This window comes from Saccharothrix hoggarensis (assembly GCF_052936025.1).
In genome coordinates this window covers 7088550-7104086 of record NZ_CP193624.1, presented here as the reverse complement: position 1 = coordinate 7104086, position 15537 = coordinate 7088550, and the positions used below count along the sequence as shown (strand labels likewise).

Genomic DNA, 15537 nt, shown 5'->3' with positions numbered 1-15537 from the left:
CACCTTTACTCATCTGAGACCCCGTTAGCCCAACTGGTGAGTAACCGCGACGGGGCCGTCTCGTTGCACCGGTATGACGCCGGCCTGTCCGGCGTCTGGCGTTGATGCCGGTGACCAGGAGGTGCGATGGGCGTCGAGGTGGTCGTCGAGGGTTTGACCAAGTCCTTCGGCAAGCAGACCATCTGGCGGGACGTCACGCTCACCCTCCCGCCGGGTGAGGTCAGCGTGATGCTCGGACCGTCGGGCACGGGCAAGTCCGTCTTCCTGAAGTCCCTGGTCGGCCTCCTGAAGCCGGAGCAGGGCAAGATCATCATCAACGGCACGGACCTGGTCCGCTGCTCGGAGCACAAGCTCTACGAGATCCGGAAGCTCTTCGGCGTCCTCTTCCAGGACGGCGCGCTGTTCGGCTCGATGAACCTCTTCGACAACGTCGCCTTCCCGCTCCGCGAGCACACCCGCAAGACGGAGGCCGAGGTCCGGCGGATCGTCCTGGAGAAGATGGAGATGGTCGGCCTCGTCGGCGCGGAGAAGAAGCTCCCCGGCGAGATCTCCGGCGGCATGCGCAAGCGCGCTGGCCTGGCGCGGGCGCTGGTGCTGGACCCCGAGATCATCCTCTGCGACGAGCCGGACTCCGGCCTCGACCCGGTCCGCACCGCCTACCTGAGCCAACTGCTGATCGACCTGAACGCCCAGATCGACGCCACGATCCTGATCGTCACGCACAACATCACCGTGGCCCGCACGGTCCCCGACAACCTCGGCATGCTCTTCCGCCGCGAACTGATCATGTTCGGCCCGCGCGAGGTGCTGCTGACCAGCGACGAGCCGGTCGTCGAGCAGTTCCTCAACGGCCGCCGCATCGGCCCGATCGGCATGTCGGAGGAGAAGGACCAGGCGACGATGGCCGCCGAGCTCGCGCAGCGCGACGCGGGCCACTCGGACGGCTCGCCGGACGAGGACGTGCGCGGCGTGGTGCCGCAGCTGGAGCCGACGCCCGGCCTGCCGCCGCGCGGCGCGGTGCGGCGGCGCAAGGACCGCGTGATGAGCATCCTGCACACGCTGCCGCGCGAGGCACAGCAGGGCATCATCGCGAGCCTCACGCCCGAGGAGCAGCGGCACTACCGCGTCCTGGCGGGCGCCCAGCCGGTGACGCCCAGCCCGTGGCCGCGGCACGGGGGCGTCCTGTGACGGCGCCCGCGACGTTCCCCGGCGCCGGCGCGCTGCGCGAGACGGGACAGATGTTCGCGCTCGGCATCGACGTCGTCCGCAGCACGTTCCGCCGCCCGTTCCAGCTGCGGGAGTTCATCCAGCAGTGCTGGTTCGTGGTGAGCGTGACCGTGCTGCCGACGGCGCTGGTCTCGATCCCGTTCGGCGCGGTCATCGCGTTGCAGATCGGCTCGCTGACCCGGCAGATCGGCGCGCAGTCGTTCACCGGCGCGGCGAGCGTGCTGGCGATCATCCAGCAGGCGAGCCCGATCGTGACGGCGCTGCTCATCGCGGGCGCGGGCGGGTCCGCCATCTGCGCGGACCTGGGCTCGCGCAAGATCCGCGAGGAGATCGACGCCATGGAGGTGCTGGGCGTCTCGCCGATCCAGCGCCTTGTCGTGCCGCGCGTGCTGGCCGCGATGGTGGTCAGCGTGCTGCTGAACGGCATGGTGAGCGTCGTCGGCGTGATGGGCGGCTACTTCTTCAACGTGATCCTGCAGGACGGCACGCCGGGCGCGTACCTGGCGAGCTTCAGCGCGCTCGCGCAGCTGCCGGACCTGTGGATCTCCGAGATCAAGGCGTTGATCTTCGGGTTCCTGGCGGGCATCGTGGCGGCCTACCGCGGCCTGAACCCGGCGGGCGGCCCGAAGGGCGTGGGCGACGCCGTCAACCAGGCCGTGGTCATCACGTTCCTGCTGCTGTTCTTCGTGAACTTCGTGCTCACCACGATCTACCTCCAGGTCGTCCCGGCGAAGGGGAGCTGAGATGGCCACGATGAACGACCGGTTCCGCAAGGCCGCCAACGCGCCGCTGGCGGTGCTGGACACGTTCGGCGACCAGCTGTGGTTCTACCTGCGGGCGCTGGCGTGGACGCCGCGCACGCTGACCCGCTACCTGCGGGAGACGCTGCGGCTGCTGGCGGAGGTGAGCTTCGGCTCGGGCGCGCTGGCGGTCATCGGCGGCACGATCGGCGTCATGGTGGGCCTGTCGGTGTTCACCGGCACGGTCGTGGGCCTGCAGGGCTTCACCGCGTTGAACCAGATCGGCACGTCGGCGTTCGCGGGGTTCGTGTCCGCGTACTTCAACACCCGCGAGATCGCGCCGCTCGTGGCGGGCCTCGCGCTGAGCGCCACGGTCGGCTCCGGGTTCACCGCGCAGCTGGGCGCGATGCGGATCTCCGAGGAGATCGACGCGCTGGAGGTCATGGGCATCCCCAGCCTGCCGTTCCTGGTCACCACGCGGATCATCGCCGGGTTCGTCGCGATCATCCCGCTGTACGTGATCGGGCTGCTCACGTCGTACCTGGCGGCGAGGTTCATCACCGTCGAGTTCTACGGGCAGTCGGCGGGCACCTACGACCACTACTTCAACCTGTTCCTGCCCCCGGTGGACGTGCTCTGGTCGTTCGGCAAGGTGCTCGTCTTCGCGGTCGTGATCATCCTGACGCACTGCTACTACGGCTACCGCGCCAGCGGCGGCCCGGCGGGCGTGGGCGTCGCGGTCGGGCGCGCGGTGCGCACGGCGATCGTCACGACGGCCCTGCTGGACTTCTTCCTCAGCATGGCGATCTGGGGCACTACGACGACGGTGAGGATCGCGGGATGACCCCCGAGCCCTTCGCCGCGGAGGCGGCGACATGATCAGGCGCAGGCTCCTGGGCGTCGCGTTCCTCGCGGTCATCGCCCTCTTCCTCACGCTCACGGTGGCGCTCTACAACGACGCCTTCACCCAGGTCGTGAAGGTGACGCTGCAGACGGACCGGGTCGGCAACCAGCTGCAGCTCGCGTCGGACGTGAAGGTCCGCGGCATGATCGTCGGCGAGGTCAGGGGCATCCGGACCTCGGGTGACGGCGCCGAGCTGGAGCTGGCGCTCGACCCGGAGCAGGTCCGGCACATCCCCGCCAACGTGTCCGCGCGGCTGCTGCCGAAGACGTTGTTCGGCGAGCGGTACGTGAACCTGGTGCTCCCGGACGACGCCGACGAGCCGCTGGCCGACGGCGACGTGATCGCGCAGGACCGCTCCAGCAGCGCCATCGAGCTGGAACGGGTCCTCGACGACCTGATGCCGGTGTTGCAGGCGGTGCAGCCGGAGAAGCTCGCGACGACGTTGACCGCGATGTCGCAGGCGTTGGAGAACCGGGGCGAGCCGCTGGGCGAGACGCTGGTCCAGCTGGACGCCTACCTGGGCGAGTTCAACCCGCAGCTGCCCGCGCTGAAGGACGGCATCAGCCGGCTCGCGGACGTGTCGAACGTCTACGCGGACGCCGCGCCCGACCTGGTGCAGGCGCTCAGCGACGCCACCGTCACCAGCCGCACGATGGTCGAGCAGCGCGAGAACCTGCTGGCCATGTACGGCACGCTGACCACCACGTCGCTCGACCTGAACAACTTCCTCGCGGTGAACCGGAACAACCTGATCCAGCTCGCCGACGTGAGCCGGCCGACGCTGGAGCTGCTGGCGAAGTACGCGCCGCAGTACCCGTGCCTGCTGAGGGGCCTGGCCGAGTTCAAGCCGATCATGGACCAGGTGTTCGGCAAGGGCACGAACGAGCCGGGCCTGCACATCACGCTGGAGGTCACCGCCGACCGCGGCAAGTACGAGCCGGGCAAGGACGAGCCGGAGTACGCCGACAAGCGGGGACCGCGCTGCTACGACATCGTGCCGCGGCCGAACCCGTTCCCGCAGTACCCGCCGGAGGGCCCGGTGAAGGACGGTTCGACGGCACCGCCGCCCGCGCGGGTCGCGAACGACGGCGTGCTGCCGCCCGCGACGGGCGTGAACGGCATGGGCGGCACGACGTCGCCGTCGTCGTTCGGCGGCGTGCCGTCGCTGGCGAACTCGCCCGAGGAGCAGGAGTTCCTGGCCGCGCTGCTCGCGCCGGAGTTCGGGATGACCAGGCACGAGATGCCGAGCTTCACGGCGTTGCTGCTCGGCCCGCTGTACCGGGGTGCGGAGGTGACGGCATGAGGTCCCTGGCCGCGCCGCTGATCAAGCTCGGCGTGTTCGCCGCGATCACGATCGTGGCCACCACGCTGCTCGCGGTGACGATCTCGAACGTGAACTTCAACGGCGCCACCGGGTACACGGCCCGGTTCACCGACGTGACGGCGCTCAACGAGGGCGACGACGTGCGCATCGCGGGCGTCCGGGTCGGCCAGGTGGACGAGATCCGGGTGGTGGACCGGCGGCTGGCGGAGGTGGAGTTCTCGCTGGAAGGCGAGCGCACGCTGCCCGCGTCGGTCACCGCGACGATCAAGTACCGCAATCTGGTGGGGCAGCGGTACATCGCGCTGGAGCACGGCGTGGGCGACGCGTCCGCGCTGAAGCCCGGCGACGTGATCCCGGTCGAGCGCACCAAGCCCGCGCTCGACCTGACCGTGCTGTTCAACGGGTTCAAGCCGTTGTTCCAGGCGTTGAACCCGGACGACGTGAACCAGCTGTCCGGTGAGATCATCAAGGTCCTGCAGGGCGAGGGCGGCACGATCGACAGCCTGCTGCGGCACACGGCGTCGCTGACGTCCACGCTGGCGAGCCGCGACCAGGTCATCGGCGAGGTGGTCGACAACCTGAACGCCGTGCTCGACACCGTCAACTCGCGCACCGAGCAGGTGTCCACGCTGGTCACGACGTTGCAAGAGCTGACGACGGGCCTGGCGGGCGACCGGCAGCCGATCGGTGAGGCGATCACCGCGCTCGGCGACCTGACCACCACCACGGCGGACCTGCTCAACCAGTCGCGGCAGCCGTTGAAGGACGACATCGCGAACCTCGGCCTGGTGTCGCAGACGTTGGCGGACAACGAGGCCGTCGTCGAGGGCGTCATCCAACGCCTGCCGAACAAGCTGGAGTCGATGTCGCGGACCGCGTCCTACGGCTCGTGGTTCAACTTCTTCCTGTGCGAGGGCTCCGGGACGGTGTCCGTGCCGCCGATCCTCAACGACCCGATCACGATCACGCCCTTGCCGGTCACGCAGCCGAGGTGTCGCCCGTGAAGACCGAACGGAACCCGGTGACGGTCGGCGCGGTGAGCCTCACCGTGATCGCGTTGCTGCTGCTGTCCGCCTTCTACTCGGACGACCTGCCGATCATCGGCGGCGGCACCACGTACTCGGCGGAGTTCACCGAGGCCGCGGGCCTGGTGCCGGCGAACGAGGTGCGCGTCGCGGGCGTGAAGGTCGGCAAGGTCACCAAGGTCGAGCTGGACGGCGACAAGGTGAAGGTGTCGTTCAAGGTCAAGGACGCCTGGGTGGGCGACCGCACGACCGCGACGATCCGGATCAAGACGCTGCTGGGGCAGAAGTTCCTGGCGCTGGACCCGCAGGGCTCGCAGCCGCTCGACCCCGGCGACCCCATCCCGCGCGAGCGCACGCTGTCGCCGTACGACGTGCAGGAGGCGTTCAACGGGCTGGCGACCACGGTCGGCCAGATCGACACCGCGCAGCTCGCGGAGAGCTTCCAGGTGCTGTCGGAGACGTTCCAGGGCTCGGCGGAGAGCGTCCGCGGCGCGCTGGACGGCCTGTCCGCCCTGTCGAAGACGATTTCGTCGCGGGACGAGCAGCTGGCCCGCCTGCTGGCCAACACGAGCCAGGTCACCAAGACCCTCGCCGACCGCAACGAGCAGTTCGAGAAGCTGCTCGCGGACGGCAACCTGCTGCTGGAGGAGCTGCGCAAGCGGCGGGACGCGATCGGGGCGCTGCTCACCGGCACCCGTGAGCTGTCCCGGGAGCTGTCCGGCCTGGTCGCCGACAACTCCGCGCAGCTGCGGCCCGCGCTGGAGCAGCTGGACCGGGTGGCCACGATGCTGCAGCGCAACCAGGACACCCTGAACCGGAGCCTGGCGCTGATGGGGCCGTTCTACCGGGTGTTCGCGAACACCCTCGGCAACGGCCGCTGGTTCGACACGTACATCTGCGGCCTGCTGCCGCCGTCGGTGAACCTCGGCGTGGTCGGCTTCAACGAAGAGGGCTGCCTCCCGCCGGGCGTGCAGCGGCAGCCCGCCAACGGCCAGGCTCCGGCCGTGCCCGCTCCTGCCGGGGGAGGTAACTGACGTGGCGACGACGAAGGCCGGCCGTGACCTGGCCAGGGCCGTGGCGATGGCGTGCGTGCTCGCGATCGTGGCCGCGGCGGCGATGTGGTGGCTGTTCACCGACGCCGACCGCCGCAAGGTGACCGCGGTGTTCGGCGCCGCGGTCGGCGTGTACCCAGGATCGGACGTCCGGGTGCTCGGCGTGCGGGTCGGCACCATCGAGGAGGTCGAACCGCAGGGCCGCCTGGTGAAGGTGGTGATGTCGCTCGACCGCGCGGTGAAGGTGCCCGCGGACGCGCAGGCCGTCGTGGTCGCGCCGAGCGTCGTCAGCGACCGGTACGTGCAGCTCGCGCCCGTCTACACGGGCGGCGAGGTGATGGGCGACAACGCGACCATCCCGCGCGAGCGCACCGCCACCCCGGTCGAGCTGGACGAGCTGTACGCGAGCCTCGACAAGCTCACCTCCGCGCTCGGCCCGAACGGCGCGAACAAGGACGGCGCGCTCTCGGACCTGCTCGACGCGGCGGCGAACAACCTCCAGGGCAACGGCCAGGCGCTCGGCGACACCGTCAAGCAGCTCGGTGACGCCACCCGCACGTTGTCCGGCTCGAAGGACGACCTGTTCGGCACCGTGGACAACCTCCAGAAGTTCACCGGCATGCTGGCCGCGAACGACAGCCAGGTGCGCGACTTCAACCGGCAGCTGGCCGAGGTCGCCGGGTTCCTCGCCGACGAGCGGGAGAACCTGGGCGGCGCGCTGAACGAGCTGGCCACGGCGCTCGGCCACGTGCAGGGCTTCATCCAGGACAACCGGGCCGTGCTCAAGTCGAACGTCGACAAGCTCGCCGGCATCACCCAGATCCTCGTGGACCAGCGGGCCGCGCTGGCCGAGACGCTCGACGTCGCGCCGCTGGCCCTGGGCAACCTCCAGAACGCCTACAACGCGGCGTCCGGCACGCTCGACACGCGGGCCGACCTCAACGAGCTGAACCAGCCGCCGATCGTGCTGATCTGCAAGCTGGTCCAGGGCGTCGAGCCGGGGCGCGTGCCCGGTCCGCTCGCCGACGCGTGCCGGCAGCTGGAACCCGTCCTGAGCGGCGCGGTGCCGCTGAAGACGCCCGCCGAGGTGCTGACCGACATGTCCCAGGGCAGGGTTCCGCTGCCCCTGCCGCTCGCGGGGGTGCCCCAGTGAGGCGAATCGCGGTGCTCGTGGCGAGCGCGCTGGTGCTGACCGGCTGCGGCTCGGGCGGCTTCGACGGCGTCTACAACATGCCGCTGCCCGGCGGCGCCGACGTCGGCGACCGCCCGTACGAGGTGAAGGTGCGGTTCAAGGACGTGCTGGACCTCGTGCCGCAGGCGGGCGTGAAGGTCAACGACGTGCCGGTCGGCCGGGTGGACCGGGTCGACCTGGCCGACGACGGCTGGACGGCCGAGGTGACCGTGCTCGTCAACGGCGACGTGCGGCTGCCCGGCAACGCGGTGGCGCGGCTGCGGCAGTCGGCGCTGCTCGGCGAGAAGTACGTGGAGCTGGCCGGGCCCGCCGAGGGGCGTGAAGAGGGCACCCTGGGCGCGGGGTCGGTCATCCCGGTCGAGCGGACCAACCGCAACCCCGAGGTCGAAGAGGTCTTCGGCGCCTTGTCCATGCTGCTCAACGGCGGTGGCATCGCCCAGCTCCAGGACATCAGCCGCGAGCTGAACGCGGCCATGGAGGGCAACGAGCCGGAGATCCGGTCGCTGCTGCACAACCTGAACACGCTGGTCGCCGACCTCGACGCGCACAAGGGCGAGATCACCCGCGCGCTGGACGGCCTCAACCGCCTCGGAGGCACCCTGAACGCCCAGCGCGACCAGATCACCGGCGTCCTCGACGGGCTGGAGCCCGGGCTGAAGGTGCTCAGCGAGCAGCGGACCCAGCTGGTCACGCTCCTGCAGTCGCTGGACACGCTGTCCGACGTCGCGGTGGACACGGTGAACAAGTCCAAGGACGACATCGTGGCCGACCTCAAGGCGCTGACGCCCACGTTGCAGAAGCTCGCCGAGGCGGGCACGAACCTGCCCAACGGGTTCGAGCTGCTGCTCACCTACCCGTTCCCGGACGCGGCGGTGGACGGCATCAAGGGCGACTACACGAACCTGTACGCGGACATCGACCTCAACCTGGGCACGATCGTGGACAACCTGGGCCGGTCGCGGCAGTCGCCGCTGCCCCACCCGCCCGCGCTGCCCGGCATCGACGGCCACGCGCCGTCCCTGCCGCTGCCCCTGCCCCACCTGCCCCTGCCGGGCGTGTCCGGCACGTCCGGGCTCGGCGACGTGCTCGGCGGACTGCTCGGAGGTGGGCGGTGATCCCCGGCAAGGTCAAGGTCCAGATCGGCGCGTTCGTGCTGATCGCGCTGCTCGGCGTGAGCTACGTCGGCGCACGGTACGTCGGCCTCGGCCGGTTGTTCGGCGCGACCGGGTACGTGGTGACGATGCAGCTCGCCGACTCCGGCGGCGTGTTCACCAACGCCGAGGTGACGTACCGGGGCGTCGCCGTCGGCCGGGTCGGGCAGATGCGGCTGACCGCCGACGGGCTGGAGGTCGACCTCGACATCGACCCGAGCGCGCCCCCGATCCCCGCCGACCTGGAGGCCGTGGTCGCGAACCGGTCCGCGGTGGGCGAGCAGTTCGTGGACCTGCGGCCGCGGGTGGAGGACGGCCCGTACCTGGAGGCGGGTTCGGTCATCCCCGAGTCGTCGACGAAGACCCCGCCGCCCGTCGACACGCTGCTGACGAACCTCGACTCGTTCGCCAAGTCCGTGCCGACGGAGTCGCTGCGGACCGTCGTGGACGAGCTGGACCTGGCGTTCAACGGCACCGGGCCCGACCTGCAGGTGCTGCTGGACAACACCAGGTTGTTCACGCAGGCGGCGACCGACCACCTGCCGCAGACCAAGGCGCTGATCAACGACGGCCTGGTCGTGCTGAACACGCAGGCCGAGCAGGGGAGCGCGATCAAGTCGTTCTCCACCGACCTGCGCGCGCTGGCCGAGCAGCTGAAGAACTCCGACGCCGACATCCGGCGCCTGATCGGGGTGTCGCCGCAGGCCGCCGAGCAGGTGTCGGCGCTGCTGCGCGAGTCCGGCCCCAACCTGGGCGTGGTGTTCGCCAACCTGCTCACCACCGGGAACATCCTGGTCACGCGGCTGGACGGGCTGGAGCAGATCGCCGTCACCTACCCGATCGTGGTGGGCGGCGGGTTCTCGGTGGCCAAGGGCGACGGGACGGGCGCGCACTTCGGGCTGGCCCTGAACGTGTTCGACCCGCCGCCGTGCACCGTCGGCTACGAGGGCACGACCATCCGGCAGGGCACCGACACCGCCCCGGTCGAGTTCAACACCCAGGCCTACTGCGCGTTGGCCCGCGGCAGCGCCACCAGCGTGCGGGGCGCCCAGAACGCGCCTTACGGTGGCAGCCCGACCACGCCGGCGGGCAACGAGACGTCGCAGCCCGGTCGGGAGCCCGCGTCCGGTGACGCCGCCGCGGAGCCGCCGGTGTTGACCAGCCTGGGGCAGCTGCTCGGTCTGCCGGGCTGAGGAGGGACGGATGGACGTTCGACGGTGGGCCCTGCCGGTCGCCGCGCTGCTGGCGGTGCTGGCCGCGGGGTACGCGGTGTGGGCCGGTGTGTCGTGGTGGAGCGCGTCGTCCAACGACTCGGTGGCGTTCTCGCGGGAGCGGGAAGAGGTGCTGCGGGTCGGGCAGGTCGGGATCGCGAACTTCACCACGCTCGACTACAAGAAGGTCGACGAGGACCTGGACCGGTGGCTGGACACGTCCACCGGCGAGCTGCGCTCGGAGATCGAGACCGGCCGCGCCACCCGGAAGAAGCAGATCGAGGACGCCCGGACGGTGACCGTGAGCCGGGTGCTCGACGCGGCCGTCACCGAGCTGGACTCGCGGGCCGGCAAGGCCCACCTGATCGCCGTCGTGGAGACCACGGTGACGCCGGAGGGTGGGCAGGCGGTGAAGAAGGTCAACCGGTACCAGACGGACCTGACCCGCACCGATGCCGGTTGGAAGCTCAGCGCGCTGGGGCCGGTCGCGGCCGGCGGCGCGTGACCCGAGGAGATGACGTCAGTGCCACCGTCCCGCCGCCGCCCCGTCCCGACCACGCCGACCACCCGGCCGCGCGTCGCCGGCCTGCGCAAACGCCCCGAGCACGGCGCGGTGCCCGCCAAGCCGGAGGGTGACGTCGAGGGCACGCCGGTCGCGGACGCCGAGGTGCAGGACACCGAGGCGCAGGACGTCCGCCCGGAACGCGAGACCGCCGAACGCGACCAACCCGCCCCACGCGGCACCACGCGCGCCGAAGACGAGGACGAGCGCGCCGACGCCGAATCGCGGGCCGCCGACCTGCGCGACGCCGAAGCCGCCGCCGACCTGCGCGGGACCGACGCCACCGACCGCGCCACCGACCTGCGTGGCACCGACCACACCGACGACCTGCGCGAAGCCGACCTGGGCTCCGACGACCGGCCGGCCGCGTCCGACCGGGTTCCCGGCCTGATCGAGCCGGGCGAGGGCGTGGCCGAAGACGAGCCCGCCCCCGCCCCGCGCCCCCGCCCGAGCGGCCGCCGCAAGCGCACCGGCGAGGCCGTCGCCCCGAGCGTGCTCGACGACGTCCAGCCGCGGCGCGCCACCGCCGACCACGCCACGTCCGACCGCGCCACCGCCGACCGGGCCGCCAAGACCCGGCGCCGCGCGTCCGACGGCGACGAGACCTCCAGCCTCCGCACCGGCCTCGCCCTGCCCGTCGCGCTGGTCGTGCTGGCCGCCCTCCTGGCGGGCCTCGGCTACTGGTTCCAGCACCGAGCGGGCCAGGTCGACTACAACGAGGCCCTGGTGGACAGCGCCGGCACGACCGAGGTCGCCGGGCAGACCCGCGAGGCGGTCGAGAAGGCGTTCTCCTACAACTTCGCCGACGTCACGGCCACCGAGAGGGCCGCGAACGAGCTGCTGGTCGGCAAGGCCCAGTGCCAGTACAACGCGATCTTCGACCCGGTCCGCAAGCTGGCGCCGGAGCAGAAGCTCGTGGTCACGGTGAAGGCCGTCTCCAGCGGTGTGACCTCGCTCGACGGGGACCGCGCCACCGTGCTGCTGTTCCTCGACCAGGTCACCACCCGCACCACCGACAACCAGACCGGCGGCGGCATCGCGATGATGCGGGTCGGCGCGCGGAAGGTCGACGGCCGGTGGAAGGTCGACAACATGGAGATGTTCGGCCAGACCGGCGACCAGGCGGCCGAGACCGGCAAGTGCTGACGGGACGGCCCTCGGAGGCCGCTCCAGGCGTCCACTGAGGACCGCACGCCTACTTTAAGCCCGCGCACAACGTGATCTGCATCACAATTCTAGCCGGGTGACCGAACGGAATCGCCACCATCTCCCTTCGGGGCGCGAACACCCGCCAAACGTTCACTGATGCTCACGTACATGTATTTTCGCAGGTCACAGCGGTAACTCCGAGTTATCGCCGCTTGCGCCAGTGGAGTGATCGCCGCGTGGCATCTTGACTGTGGGCGTCGGCGGGGTCACTCTGTCGGTGAGCACGAGAAAGGTCCTTCCAGGTGCCTCTCGACAGTTGCCGCGCGCGTGGCTAGACTGCTCCTTTGCGCTGCCCTCTTTCCGTTTGCCCTTCGCCGAGAGCTGGATTGCCGGGCATCGCCGCACCCTTGACAGCCGTGCCAGTTCCGCTGACTGGCCAGCTACCTGTCCCTGGAAGGACGCATCTTGGCGATCTCTCGCGCGACCAAGGCCACTGCTGCGACCAACTCCACGTCGGGGATTCCCGGAGCGCCGAAGCGAGTCTCTTTCGCGAAGATCCACGAACCGCTTCAGACGCCCAACCTGCTCGACCTGCAGATTCAGTCGTTCGAATGGCTCACCGGCGACGAGGCGTGGTTCCAGCGCCGCGTCGACGAAGGTGACGAGGCGCCGACGGGCGGCCTCGAGGAGGTCTTGAACGAGATCTCCCCGATCGAAGACTTCTCCGGCTCGATGTCGCTCTCCTTCTCCGACCCGCGCTTCGACGAGGTCAAGGCCTCGACCGAGGAGTGCAAGGACAAGGACATGACGTACGCCGCCCCGTTGTTCGTCACGGCGGAGTTCACCAACCACACCACTGGCGAGATCAAGAGCCAGACCGTGTTCATGGGTGACTTCCCGATGATGACCGACAAGGGCACGTTCATCATCAACGGCACCGAGCGGGTCGTGGTTTCCCAGCTCGTCCGCTCGCCGGGTGTCTACTACGACACCGCGATCGACAAGACGACCGACAAGGACGTCTTCAGCGTCAAGATCATCCCGTCCCGGGGTGCCTGGCTGGAGTTCGACGTCGACAAGCGCGACACGGTCGGTGTCCGCATCGACCGCAAGCGCCGCCAGCCGGTGACCGTGCTGCTGAAGGCCCTGGGTTGGACGACCGAGCAGATCCGCGAGCGCTTCTCGTTCAGCGAGACGCTGCTGACGACGCTGGAGAAGGACCACACCGCGGGCACCGACGAGGCGTTGCTCGACATCTACCGCAAGCTGCGCCCGGGCGAGCCGCCGACGAAGGAGTCCGCGCAGGCCCTCCTGGAGAACCTGTTCTTCAAGGACAAGCGCTACGACCTGGCCAAGGTCGGCCGGTACAAGGTCAACAAGAAGCTGGGCCTGAGCACCCCGATCACCACGGGCGTGCTGACCGAGGACGACATCGTCACGACGATCGAGTACCTGGTCCGCCTGCACGCCGGTGAGACGTCGATGAAGCCCGGCGACGTCGAGGTGCCCGTCGAGGTCGACGACATCGACCACTTCGGCAACCGCCGCCTGCGCACCGTCGGCGAGCTGATCCAGAACCAGATCCGGGTCGGCCTCTCCCGCATGGAGCGCGTCGTCCGCGAGCGCATGACGACCCAGGACGTCGAGGCCATCACGCCGCAGACCCTGATCAACATCCGCCCCGTCGTGGCGGCGATCAAGGAGTTCTTCGGCACGTCCCAGCTGTCGCAGTTCATGGACCAGACGAACCCGCTCGCGGGCCTGACCCACAAGCGCCGCCTGTCCGCGCTGGGCCCGGGCGGTCTGTCCCGTGAGCGCGCCGGCATGGAGGTCCGCGACGTCCACCCGTCGCACTACGGCCGCATGTGCCCGATCGAGACGCCGGAAGGCCCGAACATCGGCCTGATCGGCTCGCTGTCCTCCTACGGGCGGGTCAACCCGTTCGGCTTCATCGAGACGCCGTACCGCAAGGTCGTCGACGGCCGGGTCACCGACCAGGTCGACTACCTGACGGCCGACGAAGAGGACCGGTACGTCAAGGCCCAGGCGAACGCGAAGATCGATGAGGAAGGCAACTTCCTCGAAGAGAAGGTCCTCGTCCGCAAGAAGGGCGGCGAGGTCGAGATGATCGACCCGTCCGACGTGGACTACATGGACGTCTCGCCGCGCCAGATGGTCTCGGCCGCGACCGCGATGATCCCGTTCCTCGAGCACGACGACGCGAACCGCGCCCTGATGGGCGCGAACATGCAGCGCCAGGCGGTGCCGCTGCTGCGCAGCGAGTCCCCGCTGGTCGGCACCGGCATGGAACTGCGCGCCGCGGTCGACGCCGGTGACGTCGTGGTGGCCAAGAAGACCGGTGTGGTCGAGGAGATCTCCGCCGACTACGTCACGGTCATGGCCGACGACGGCTCGCGGCAGACCTACGGCCTGCACAAGTTCCGCCGCTCGAACCAGGGCACCTGCATCAACCAGAAGCCCATCGTGAACGAGGGCGACCGGGTGCAGACCGGCCAGGTGCTGGCCGACGGCCCGTGCACCGAGAACGGCGAGATGGCCCTGGGCAAGAACCTGCTCGTGGCGATCATGCCGTGGGAGGGCCACAACTACGAGGACGCGATCATCCTGTCGCAGCGCCTCGTGCAGGACGACGTCCTGACCTCGATCCACATCGAGGAGCACGAGATCGACGCGCGGGACACCAAGCTGGGCGCCGAGGAGATCACCCGGGACATCCCGAACGTCTCCGAGGAGGTCCTGGCCGACCTCGACGAGCGCGGCATCATCCGCATCGGCGCCGAGGTCCAGCCCGGCGACATCCTGGTCGGCAAGGTCACGCCCAAGGGCGAGACCGAGCTGACCCCGGAGGAGCGCCTGCTCCGCGCGATCTTCGGCGAGAAGGCGCGCGAGGTGCGCGACACGTCGCTGAAGGTGCCGCACGGCGAGTACGGCAAGGTCATCGGCATCCGCGTGTTCAGCCGCGAGGACGACGACGAGCTGCCCCCCGGCGTGAACGAGCTGGTCCGCGTCTACGTCGCCCAGAAGCGCAAGATCCAGGACGGCGACAAGCTCGCCGGCCGCCACGGCAACAAGGGCGTCATCGGCAAGATCCTGCCGGTCGAGGACATGCCGTTCCTCGAGGACGGCACCCCGGTCGACATCGTGCTGAACACGCACGGCGTGCCGCGTCGTATGAACATCGGCCAGGTGCTGGAGACCCACCTCGGGTGGATCGCCAAGCAGGGCTGGAGCATCAACGGCGACCCGGACTGGGCGAAGAACCTGCCGGCGGAGCTGTACGACGTCGAGCCGGGCACTAAGACCGCCACGCCGGTCTTCGACGGCGCGCGCGAGGACGAGATCACGGGCCTGCTGGGCTCGACGATCCCGAACCGCGACGGCGAGCGGATGGTCAAGGAGAACGGCAAGGCGGTGCTCCTCGACGGGCGCAGCGGCGAGCCGTACCCCTTCCCGGTGTCGGTCGGCTACATGTACATCCTGAAGCTGCTGCACCTGGTCGACGACAAGATCCACGCCCGTTCGACCGGCCCGTACTCGATGATCACGCAGCAGCCGCTGGGTGGTAAGGCGCAGTTCGGTGGTCAGCGGTTCGGTGAGATGGAGTGCTGGGCGATGCAGGCGTACGGCGCCGCCTACACGCTCCAGGAACTGCTCACGATCAAGTCCGACGACGTGCTGGGCCGCGTGAAGGTCTACGAGGCCATCGTCAAGGGCGAGAACATCCCGGAGCCGGGTATCCCGGAGTCCTTCAAGGTGCTGCTCAAGGAGCTCCAGTCGCTGTGCCTCAACGTCGAGGTGCTGTCTTCGGACGGCGCCGCGATCGAGATGCGCGACGGCGACGACGAAGACCTCGAGCGTGCGGCCGCGAACCTCGGCATCAACCTGTCGAGGAGCGAGTCGCCGTCCGTGGACGACGTCGTCAACTGACCCTCGCCGGTCACCGGGGCCGCCTGCCCTGGCAGTCAGGGCAGGCGCCCGG

12 protein-coding genes are annotated in these 15537 nt (G+C 69.8%); all 12 read left to right on the top strand.

Annotated features, from left to right (window positions below):
• Positions 1–126 precede the first annotated feature (126 nt).
• The 12 genes from ACRAKH_RS32240 to rpoB all read left to right on the top strand — a co-directional run bounded on the left by ACRAKH_RS32240 (position 127) and on the right by rpoB (position 15485).
• Positions 127–1188: an ABC transporter ATP-binding protein gene (locus tag ACRAKH_RS32240; RefSeq protein WP_380723566.1), complete on the top strand. Its 1062-nt coding sequence runs from the start codon at positions 127–129 to the stop codon at positions 1186–1188.
• Positions 1189–1238: 50 nt separating this feature from the next.
• On the top strand, positions 1239–1970 hold the full coding sequence (locus ACRAKH_RS32235; RefSeq protein ID WP_380723577.1) for an MlaE family ABC transporter permease: 732 nt from the start codon (positions 1239–1241) through the stop codon (positions 1968–1970).
• Between the two features lies 1 nt (position 1971).
• Entirely contained in the window at positions 1972–2811 is an 840-nt protein-coding gene (locus ACRAKH_RS32230; protein ID WP_380723567.1) for an MlaE family ABC transporter permease, read from the top strand.
• A 31-nt stretch (positions 2812–2842) separates the two neighbouring features.
• Complete coding sequence (locus ACRAKH_RS32225; RefSeq protein WP_380723568.1) at positions 2843–4174, top strand: MCE family protein; 1332 nt, start codon at positions 2843–2845, stop codon at positions 4172–4174.
• Positions 4171–5199: an MCE family protein gene (locus ACRAKH_RS32220; RefSeq protein ID WP_380723569.1), complete on the top strand. Its 1029-nt coding sequence runs from the start codon at positions 4171–4173 to the stop codon at positions 5197–5199. The genes ACRAKH_RS32225 and ACRAKH_RS32220 overlap by 4 nt, the downstream gene beginning before the upstream one ends.
• Positions 5196–6254, top strand: coding sequence for an MCE family protein (locus ACRAKH_RS32215; RefSeq protein WP_380723570.1), 1059 nt, complete (start codon positions 5196–5198; stop codon positions 6252–6254). Before ACRAKH_RS32220 ends, ACRAKH_RS32215 begins: the two co-directional genes overlap by 4 nt.
• Position 6255: 1 nt before the next feature.
• Positions 6256–7425 carry an MCE family protein gene (locus tag ACRAKH_RS32210; protein ID WP_380723571.1) on the top strand — a complete coding sequence of 390 codons (1170 nt, stop codon included), beginning with the start codon at positions 6256–6258 and terminating at the stop codon, positions 7423–7425.
• On the top strand, positions 7422–8579 hold the full coding sequence (locus tag ACRAKH_RS32205; RefSeq protein ID WP_380723572.1) for an MCE family protein: 1158 nt from the start codon (positions 7422–7424) through the stop codon (positions 8577–8579). The genes ACRAKH_RS32210 and ACRAKH_RS32205 overlap by 4 nt, the downstream gene beginning before the upstream one ends.
• Entirely contained in the window at positions 8576–9808 is a 1233-nt protein-coding gene (locus tag ACRAKH_RS32200; protein WP_380723573.1) for an MCE family protein, read from the top strand. The genes ACRAKH_RS32205 and ACRAKH_RS32200 overlap by 4 nt, the downstream gene beginning before the upstream one ends.
• Before the next feature lie 10 nt (positions 9809–9818).
• Positions 9819–10331, top strand: a complete 513-nt coding sequence (locus tag ACRAKH_RS32195) for a hypothetical protein (protein WP_380723574.1) — start codon at positions 9819–9821, stop codon at positions 10329–10331.
• Between the two features lie 9 nt (positions 10332–10340).
• On the top strand, positions 10341–11534 hold the full coding sequence (locus ACRAKH_RS32190; RefSeq protein WP_447009495.1) for a hypothetical protein: 1194 nt from the start codon (positions 10341–10343) through the stop codon (positions 11532–11534).
• Between the two features lie 468 nt (positions 11535–12002).
• Entirely contained in the window at positions 12003–15485 is a 3483-nt protein-coding gene (gene rpoB, locus ACRAKH_RS32185; protein ID WP_380727640.1) for a DNA-directed RNA polymerase subunit beta, read from the top strand.
• Positions 15486–15537 lie beyond the last annotated feature (52 nt).

Coding starts and splice junctions, on each gene's coding strand:
- ACRAKH_RS32240 (WP_380723566.1), top strand. CDS start 127: ATGGGCGTCGAGGTGGTCGTCGAGGGTTTGACCAAGTCCTTCGGCAAG.
- ACRAKH_RS32235 (WP_380723577.1), top strand. CDS start 1,239: ATGTTCGCGCTCGGCATCGACGTCGTCCGCAGCACGTTCCGCCGCCCG.
- ACRAKH_RS32230 (WP_380723567.1), top strand. CDS start 1,972: ATGGCCACGATGAACGACCGGTTCCGCAAGGCCGCCAACGCGCCGCTG.
- ACRAKH_RS32225 (WP_380723568.1), top strand. CDS start 2,843: ATGATCAGGCGCAGGCTCCTGGGCGTCGCGTTCCTCGCGGTCATCGCC.
- ACRAKH_RS32220 (WP_380723569.1), top strand. CDS start 4,171: ATGAGGTCCCTGGCCGCGCCGCTGATCAAGCTCGGCGTGTTCGCCGCG.
- ACRAKH_RS32195 (WP_380723574.1), top strand. CDS start 9,819: ATGGACGTTCGACGGTGGGCCCTGCCGGTCGCCGCGCTGCTGGCGGTG.
- ACRAKH_RS32190 (WP_447009495.1), top strand. CDS start 10,341: ATGACGTCAGTGCCACCGTCCCGCCGCCGCCCCGTCCCGACCACGCCG.